This window comes from Photobacterium sp. OFAV2-7, from assembly GCF_022347985.1.
Lineage (GTDB): Bacteria > Pseudomonadota > Gammaproteobacteria > Enterobacterales > Vibrionaceae > Photobacterium.
The window spans coordinates 1-7431 of sequence record NZ_JAKRFQ010000163.1; the positions used below are offsets into that span (position 1 = coordinate 1).

At 49.0% G+C, this 7431-nt stretch carries 7 protein-coding genes, 5 tRNA genes and 2 rRNA genes; 11 read left to right on the forward strand and 3 right to left on the reverse strand.

The window, feature by feature from the left end:
• From MHN01_RS10810 to MHN01_RS10820, 3 genes are all read left to right on the forward strand, one after another.
• Positions 1–235: ribosomal RNA gene (locus tag MHN01_RS10810) — 23S ribosomal RNA — on the forward strand; the annotation flags it as partial.
• A gap of 113 nt (positions 236–348) precedes the next feature.
• Positions 349–464 (forward strand): 5S ribosomal RNA (gene rrf / locus MHN01_RS10815).
• 14 nt (positions 465–478) lie between these two features.
• Positions 479–555: transfer RNA gene (locus MHN01_RS10820), tRNA-Asp, on the forward strand.
• A 598-nt stretch (positions 556–1153) separates the two neighbouring features.
• Here MHN01_RS10820 and MHN01_RS10825 read toward each other — a convergent pair.
• From MHN01_RS10825 to MHN01_RS10835, 3 genes are all read right to left on the reverse strand, one after another.
• Positions 1154–1783, reverse strand: coding sequence for a nicotinamidase (locus MHN01_RS10825; protein WP_239411364.1), 630 nt, complete (start codon positions 1781–1783; stop codon positions 1154–1156).
• Between the two features lie 11 nt (positions 1784–1794).
• Entirely contained in the window at positions 1795–3144 is a 1350-nt protein-coding gene (gene pssA, locus MHN01_RS10830; protein ID WP_239411365.1) for a CDP-diacylglycerol--serine O-phosphatidyltransferase, read from the reverse strand.
• A gap of 128 nt (positions 3145–3272) precedes the next feature.
• A complete protein-coding gene (locus MHN01_RS10835; RefSeq protein ID WP_239411366.1) occupies positions 3273–3698 on the reverse strand; it encodes a GNAT family N-acetyltransferase in 426 nt (141 codons plus the stop codon).
• A 75-nt stretch (positions 3699–3773) separates the two neighbouring features.
• Here MHN01_RS10835 and murB point away from each other — a divergent pair, with 75 nt between their 5' ends.
• The 8 genes from murB to MHN01_RS10875 all read left to right on the forward strand — a co-directional run.
• Positions 3774–4814 (forward strand): UDP-N-acetylmuramate dehydrogenase, encoded by a 1041-nt coding sequence (gene murB, locus MHN01_RS10840; RefSeq protein WP_239411367.1) that lies wholly within the window; start codon positions 3774–3776, stop codon positions 4812–4814.
• Complete coding sequence (gene birA / locus MHN01_RS10845; RefSeq protein WP_239411368.1) at positions 4811–5773, forward strand: bifunctional biotin--[acetyl-CoA-carboxylase] ligase/biotin operon repressor BirA; 963 nt, start codon at positions 4811–4813, stop codon at positions 5771–5773. The genes murB and birA overlap by 4 nt, the downstream gene beginning before the upstream one ends.
• Complete coding sequence (locus MHN01_RS10850; protein WP_239411369.1) at positions 5773–6504, forward strand: type III pantothenate kinase; 732 nt, start codon at positions 5773–5775, stop codon at positions 6502–6504. The genes birA and MHN01_RS10850 overlap by 1 nt, the downstream gene beginning before the upstream one ends.
• A gap of 96 nt (positions 6505–6600) precedes the next feature.
• Positions 6601–6676 (forward strand) — tRNA-Thr (locus tag MHN01_RS10855).
• A 19-nt stretch (positions 6677–6695) separates the two neighbouring features.
• Positions 6696–6780 (forward strand) — tRNA-Tyr (locus MHN01_RS10860).
• A 39-nt stretch (positions 6781–6819) separates the two neighbouring features.
• Positions 6820–6894 (forward strand) — tRNA-Gly (locus tag MHN01_RS10865).
• A 10-nt stretch (positions 6895–6904) separates the two neighbouring features.
• Positions 6905–6980 (forward strand) — tRNA-Thr (locus tag MHN01_RS10870).
• A gap of 104 nt (positions 6981–7084) precedes the next feature.
• Positions 7085–7431 (forward strand): GTP-binding protein (locus MHN01_RS10875; protein WP_239411370.1); only part of this gene is annotated, 347 nt, incomplete at its 3' end.

Consider the following 7431-nt stretch of genomic DNA (forward strand, 5'->3'; position numbering starts at 1 on the left):
AGTGGACGAACCTCTGGTGTTCGGGTTGTGTCGCCAGACGCATTGCCCGGTAGCTAAGTTCGGAATCGATAACCGCTGAAAGCATCTAAGCGGGAAGCGAGCCCTGAGATGAGTCATCCCTGATACTATAAGTATCCTGAAGGGTTGTTGGAGACTACGACGTAGATAGGCAGGGTGTGTAAGCGCTGTGAGGCGTTGAGCTAACCTGTACTAATTGCCCGTGAGGCTTAACCATACAACACCCAAGGGGTTTTAGCGGACTCCACGAGCACTTGAATGAGTGTTTGAGACACTAGTTACTTTCCAAGATTGTATCTTCCGTCAACGACGTAAGATAAACAGAATTTGCTTGGCGACCATAGCATTATGGACCCACCTGATCCCATGCCGAACTCAGCAGTGAAACGTAATAGCGCCGATGGTAGTGTGGGGCCTCCCCATGTGAGAGTAGGACATCGCCAGGCTTCCAATTTAGTGCGGAGTGGTAGTTCAGTTGGTTAGAATACCGGCCTGTCACGCCGGGGGTCGCGGGTTCGAGTCCCGTCCACTCCGCCAATTATTAAGTCCCTAGCAGCAATGCTGGGGATTTTTTGTATGTGCAGTACAGAGCGGTAGTTCAGTTGGTTAGCCTATTTACCTTGAAAGCAGCGGCCTGTCACGCTGCCGAAGGCATTCGCGGGTTCGAGTCCCGTCCGCTCCGCCACTTATACTAAGCCCAAGCAGAAATGCTTGGGCTTTTTTACGTCTTTAAGATATGTTCGCCCTGTGGGCGAATGAGCCCCGCTTGTGCGCAAGCCCGGCCGCCCCGCCATTTATTAAGAAGCCTCGTCGAAAGACGGGGCTTTTTTGTATGTGCAGTACAGAGTTGTAGTTCAGTAGGTTAGCCTATTTACCTTGGCTATTACCTTGAGAGCAGAGCGGCCTGTCACGCTGCGAAGGTATTCGCGGGTTCGATTCCCGTCTGAGTGCCGGTCCAGAAGTTTTGCTTTTTTAAGAAGTCTTGCTGGAAACAATAGGATTTAATAATTGCTTGTCGAATTAACTATGTATCGGGGAGTGGTTTCTCGGTGACAGTAAGGAGGAAGGTAACAGTGAGCAGCAGATATGAAAACAGCCTCCTAAGAGGCTGTTTGATAACGTTTAACAGTGTGGGCTATAGCTGCGTACGAACTGCCGATAAGTCAGGTACAACGGTAATTCCGGCCGCCTTCATGTCGACACATGCTTGCTCTGTGGTGTCTGGTGCAATTCCGCGGCAAGCTGAAAGATTAACAATGACTTTAAACTTTCCAGTTTGCTGCAGTTGTAAGGCGGTTGTTTTCACACAATAGTCTGTCGCCAAGCCGCCGACAAGAATAGTGGTTACCTTTTGGCTATCAAGCCATTCGATCAGCCCAGTACTTAGCCTCTCTTTCAGATCATGAAAGCAGGCACCATAGGGGTGAAGATCAGGCTCGATCCCTTTCCAGATAACATGATCGTAATCGGTGGCGGCAGGTAACCCTGGGATCGTTTTAAATCCAGCTGTACCTGGGACGGCATGGGCTACCCAGGTTAAGTCTGCATTGGGATGAGGTAACGGTTGAAGCATTTTATCATGGCTATCAACAACCCATACCGCTTGAGAAGGGTGCGCATCTTTCGTTAATACACGTAGATCTGCCAGCTCTGCTTGCGCATTGAGTGCGGGAGCGATCTGATCTCCTTCCGGTACTGGCAGCTCATCAGGACAGAGTGGGCTGAAAGTACGTTGCGGATCTACATCAATAGCGGCGATAGTCATGCGCATTTCCTCTACAGGATCTGATTAAGAATGTGATCAGCTTTTATTCTGCGGATCCGCTTAATCAACTTCCTTACTGGAGCAGGGTAGGTATCGACTTTCTCTATAAATTTATAGCTACCAACAAGCTGAGTATGGCTCAGAATACAGTCGAGCTCTTGTTGTTTCTGCTCGGCTAAAAGCTGGCTCTTGTCATGCACCAAGATGGCATTCTCAAGATCTAACTTCCAAGCCCTTGGATTGAGGTTATTGCCTGTGATCAACATGTAGCTGCGGTCAACCCAGATCCCTTTCAGGTGGAAACTGTTGTCATTGTGCTTCCAAAGGTGGATAGCTAGCTGGCGGCGAGCAATAGCCCCTTCATTCTGCTTGGCAAAGTTTCGTAGGTTCACTTCATACAGGTAAGGGAGGCCTGCAATGGTCTTGAACGGCTCGCTAGGCGGAATGTAAAAGTCATTCGCTGTTTTGTCACCGACCACAATGGTAACTTTTACGCCTCGCCGGATTGCTCGTTTTACTTCGCGGCTAATGAGGCGAGGGAAATTAAAGTAAGGTGTACAGATAGTCAGTTCTTTCTGGGCACTGGCAATCAAAGTACAGATATGCTGATTCAGCTTATTTTTCCGCTTTCCAAGGCCAATCAGTGGTGTTAGGCCAACCTGATCGCTTGCAACAGATTCAGGAGCAAAAGAATAACTTGCGCGCTGCAGTTGGTTACGGAGGTCTTTGATGGCACCTTTCAACGCCTTGGTTTCAGGACGAATGGCCTGGCTCAAGCAATTGACGGCATCACTATCTGCCAGCGTCTCCTTGATGAGCTTTGCCATGCTATCGGCAAGGTGAGTATTCTGGATAACGTGGTATCGGTCGTAACGGTAACGTTGATGCTGCGCAAGGTAGACATCATTAAGGCTAGCGCCGCTATAGATAACCTTGTCATCGATCACAAAACCCTTCAGGTGCAATACACCGAAGACTTCCCTGTTACGCACCGGAACACCCAGTACATCAATTTGATGCTCATAGTTTTCTGAGAACTCACGGTATAGTGCAGCATTGCCATCAGATTTAGCGGCACCAATAAGTCCTCGCTGGGCACGATGCCAGTCGACCAGTACCTTTATATCCAAATCAGGGTTCGCCTGCTTGGCTTCATACAGTGCTGTTAGAATGCCTCGCCCAGCATCATCGTCTTGCAGGTAGAGAGCTACCAGATAAATACGTTGCTTAGCCTGAGTGATTTCTTGGTGAAGACGTTCGCGGAAAGATCCTGCATCTAGAAGTGTCTCTAAATCTTCCGGTTTGTGTGCAATACATGGCAATTGCTCAATGCGCTGCCTGTTAGCAATAGCTGAATCCATTATCGCCTCGTTTACGCGACCTATTAAAGATAAATCTGTTAATTTAGAGCGGAATTATACCAGAAAATTCCCTGAATCTATCAATACCATTCTTGGTATGGGTCACGGTTAGGTTGAATAACTGTAAATTAGGGCTGATAGCGCATTGCAATCAGCTTTTTACCACTTTGCCGGTAGCGGCGAATACGACTCAATAGTGGTTCAGGGAGTTCGATGTCAGGGATAACGACAAAGTCGGCATTCCGGTACAAGGTTTCTAAGTGAGCAAATGCAAAACAGTAACAAGGTGCGTCGGTAAGCTGTTGATAACACCCTGTTAGTAACTGTTTGGCTAACCCCATGCCGCGTTGTTCTGGGTGCACCAGCATACCGGTGAGTAACTGATAGTCATCAAATTGCTTGAATCTGACACAGCAGATGATACTGCTGTTATCCTCTCCCACCCAGATAACTTCATCTTTTTTGGCTTTCCCTGCGGGGTAGTAAGATTTATAGAAACGATTGATCAACGGAAAACGGAGGGGTTCTAGTGGGTGGAATCTAAGCTTGCTCATGGGAAAACACTGCGTTGTCAGGATGAATCAGTTAAAATGCGGCCAATAGTATAAATGGTATGGTTCGATAATAGCATGAAAGTTTTGCAAGAAAGGTCGCTGGCGCCTTTTCACACCTTTGGCATAGAGGTCGCAGCTGAACACATTGTAGTTGCGGAGACGGCAGAGGATTTGGTCGCTATTTGGCAGCATGAACAATATCGGACTTTACCCAAGTTGATTGTCGGACAGGGAAGCAATTTACTGTTCTGTGAAAACTATGCCGGTGTCATAGTGCTGAACCGTATATCGGGTATCGACATTACGGAAACGGCAGACAACTATCAGCTGCATGTCGGCGCCGGTGAAGACTGGCACCACCTGGTATGCACAACTATTGAAAACAATATGCCCGGCTTGGAAAACCTGGCGCTAATTCCCGGGTGTGTCGGCTCATCCCCTATACAGAATATTGGCGCCTATGGTGTAGAGCTAAAAGATATCTGCCAGTATGTGGATGTGGTTGAGCTGGAAACCGGCAAGCTTTCCCGGCTGTCGGCAGCTGACTGCCAGTTTGGATATCGTGACTCAATCTTCAAGCATGCAATGAAAGATAGCCATGCCATCATTGCGGTTGGTTTGGAACTGCCGAAAGAATGGCTACCGAACTTAGGCTACGGCCCGCTGGCAAAATTTGATCCCGACGCCGTATCGGCCAAAGACATCTTCGATGAAGTGTGTCGTATTCGTCAAGAAAAGCTGCCTGATCCAGCAGTGCTCGGCAATGCCGGAAGTTTCTTCAAAAACCCTGTGGTTGACAGTGAGAAGCGAGATGCACTATTGCAGGATTACCCTCAAATGCCGAGTTATGACGTGGGGAATAGGTGTTACAAACTGGCCGCAGGTTGGCTGATAGATCAGTGCGGCCTGAAAGGCTATGAGGTTGGCGGCGCGAAGGTGCACGAGCAACAAGCGCTGGTGCTGGTAAACCATGCGCAAGCGACAGCCCGGGACGTCATTGAACTGGCGAATGATATAGTTATAACGGTGGACAGGACGTTTGGTGTCACCCTAGAGCATGAAGTACGCTTTATGGCTGCCTGCCAAGAGACAAAACTGGCGGAGATGATGTCATGATAGATCATGCTACACGTTTGGCGTTAGTCGCCATGTTATCGGATGGACGATTCCATTCCGGTGAGGCGTTGGGAGAGTCACTGGGGATATCGCGCGCGGCGATAAGCAAGCATATTAAAACGCTGCAAAGCTGGGGATTGGATATCTACCGGGTTCAGGGTAAAGGCTATAGCCTGGCATCAAAATTGGAACTGCTTGATTGCGATAAAATTTTAGCTCAGGTAAAGTGCTCGAGCTTAGATCTCATCCCTGTGATTGACTCAACCAACCAATTCCTGCTGGATCGGGTTGGTCAGCTACCCCAAGGCGCTGTCTGCCTGGCTGAGTATCAGGAGTCGGGCCGAGGCCGACGAGGAAGGCAGTGGCTTTCTCCGTTTGGTAGTAATTTATACCTTTCTATGTATTGGCGCCTTGATGCCGGTATGGCCGCTGCTATGGGGTTAAGCCTTGTTGTCGGAGTGGCGATAGCCGAGGCTCTGCAATCTCTCGGGGCAGATGATATCAAAGTCAAATGGCCCAACGATCTGTATTACCAAGATAGGAAGCTGGCCGGTATTCTTGTCGAAATGACAGGTCAGGCCGGAGAAGCTGCCCACCTGGTGATCGGGATGGGACTGAATGTTGCGATGACTGAGCAGGAAGGATCGGATATCGGCCAGGCGTGGACCAATTTGACGCAGGCTTGCAGCCACCTTCCGGAGCGAAACCAGCTGGCAGCAACGCTGATCCGGCGTTTGTACGAAACGCTTGAGCATTACGAGAGTGTTGGCCTGGATGGCTTTATTGAGCGCTGGAATCGATTAGATAACTTTTTGGATCGCCCTGTGAAATTATTAATTGGTGAGCGTGTGGTAGAAGGAATAGCCCGCGGAATTAATAGTCAGGGGGCGTTATTACTGGAAACCGAACAAGGTATTACGCCTTACGTCGGTGGTGAAATCAGCCTTAGAGGTTGTTAATGCAATTATTAATTGAAGCGGGCAACACCTATGTCAAGGTTGCCCAACTGTTTGACGATGGCAATTTCGAGCTATTAGGGCGATACCCAAGCCGTAAGCTGGAAATGGTGCTAGAGCCGCTGTTAGAGAAGGAAGTTAACAGAATCGTCTTTGCCAGTGTTGGCCCGGTGGAGGTTGATAACTCCATCCAGCGTATTGCCCAGTTGGCCAATATTCCGGTAATGCAGGTAAAAACACTGCGTAAAGATTTTGGCGTAAAGAATGCCTATGCCGAGTACCAATACCTGGGCGTCGATCGCTGGCTGACCTTGGTGGCTATTCGGCAGGAATTTAAAAGGCCAACCGTGATTGTCGATATCGGCACGGCGCTAACCTTTGATGTGCTGTCCGAAGATGGCAAACATCTGGGTGGCTGGATTGCTCCTGGCTACCAGCTCATGATGAAATCGGTACTGGAAAACACCACCAAGGTTTTTTCGGATCGCGAGCACAGTGAAACAATCAGTTTTGCTGACAATACCGCTGATGGCCTGAAAAATGGTTGCCGTGCGGCACTGCTGGGGCTGATTGAATATGGCCTGGGGCAAGCCCGCGATAAACTGAAGGCCGAGCCTGAAGTGATCCTGTGCGGTGGAGGTGTTCGTCATTTACCTGTGTCTTGGTCAAAACACTACCGACACCGTTCAGATTTGGTACTGGAAGGCCTTGCTTTGTATGCAAAATGCCGATGATGGCTAAAATTGCAACGCTTGATAGAAAAAACTGAAAAAAAAATAATATAGGTATTGCAAGGGCTGGGATCATTCTCTAGAATGCGCAGCACTTAAGCCGACTTAGCTCAGTAGGTAGAGCAACTGACTTGTAATCAGTAGGTCACCAGTTCGATTCCGGTAGTCGGCACCAGTTTCTTTGCAACACCCCTGGAGGGGTTCCCGAGTGGCCAAAGGGATCAGACTGTAAATCTGACGGCTCTGCCTTCGATGGTTCGAATCCATCTCCCTCCACCATTTTCAAATGATTGAATAGCTCTACGAGTTACGAGTTTTGCGGGCATCGTATAATGGCTATTACCTCAGCCTTCCAAGCTGATGATGCGGGTTCGATTCCCGCTGCCCGCTCCACACTTTGTGTGCTGATATAGCTCAGTCGGTAGAGCGCACCCTTGGTAAGGGTGAGGTCGGCGGTTCAAATCCGCCTATCAGCACCACTCCCTCTCCAAGTCACTTCAATCCTTTTGATATATACTCTACAAACCCATGATTGGTTGTGTGGTCGTAATGCCACCAAATGCCGTGCCTAGAGGGACTATCCATGTCTAAAGAAAAATTTGAACGTACAAAACCGCACGTTAACGTTGGTACTATCGGCCACGTTGACCACGGTAAAACTACTCTAACAGCTGCTATCTGTACTACTCTGTCAAAAGTATACGGTGGTGAGGCTAAAGACTTCGCATCTATCGATAACGCTCCAGAAGAGCGCGAGCGTGGTATCACAATCTCTACTTCTCACGTAGAGTACGATACTCCATCTCGTCACTACGCACACGTAGACTGCCCAGGACACGCCGATTACGTTAAAAACATGATCACTGGTGCTGCGCAGATGGACGGTGGTATCCTAGTTGTTGCTGCAACTGACGGCCCTATGCCTCAGAC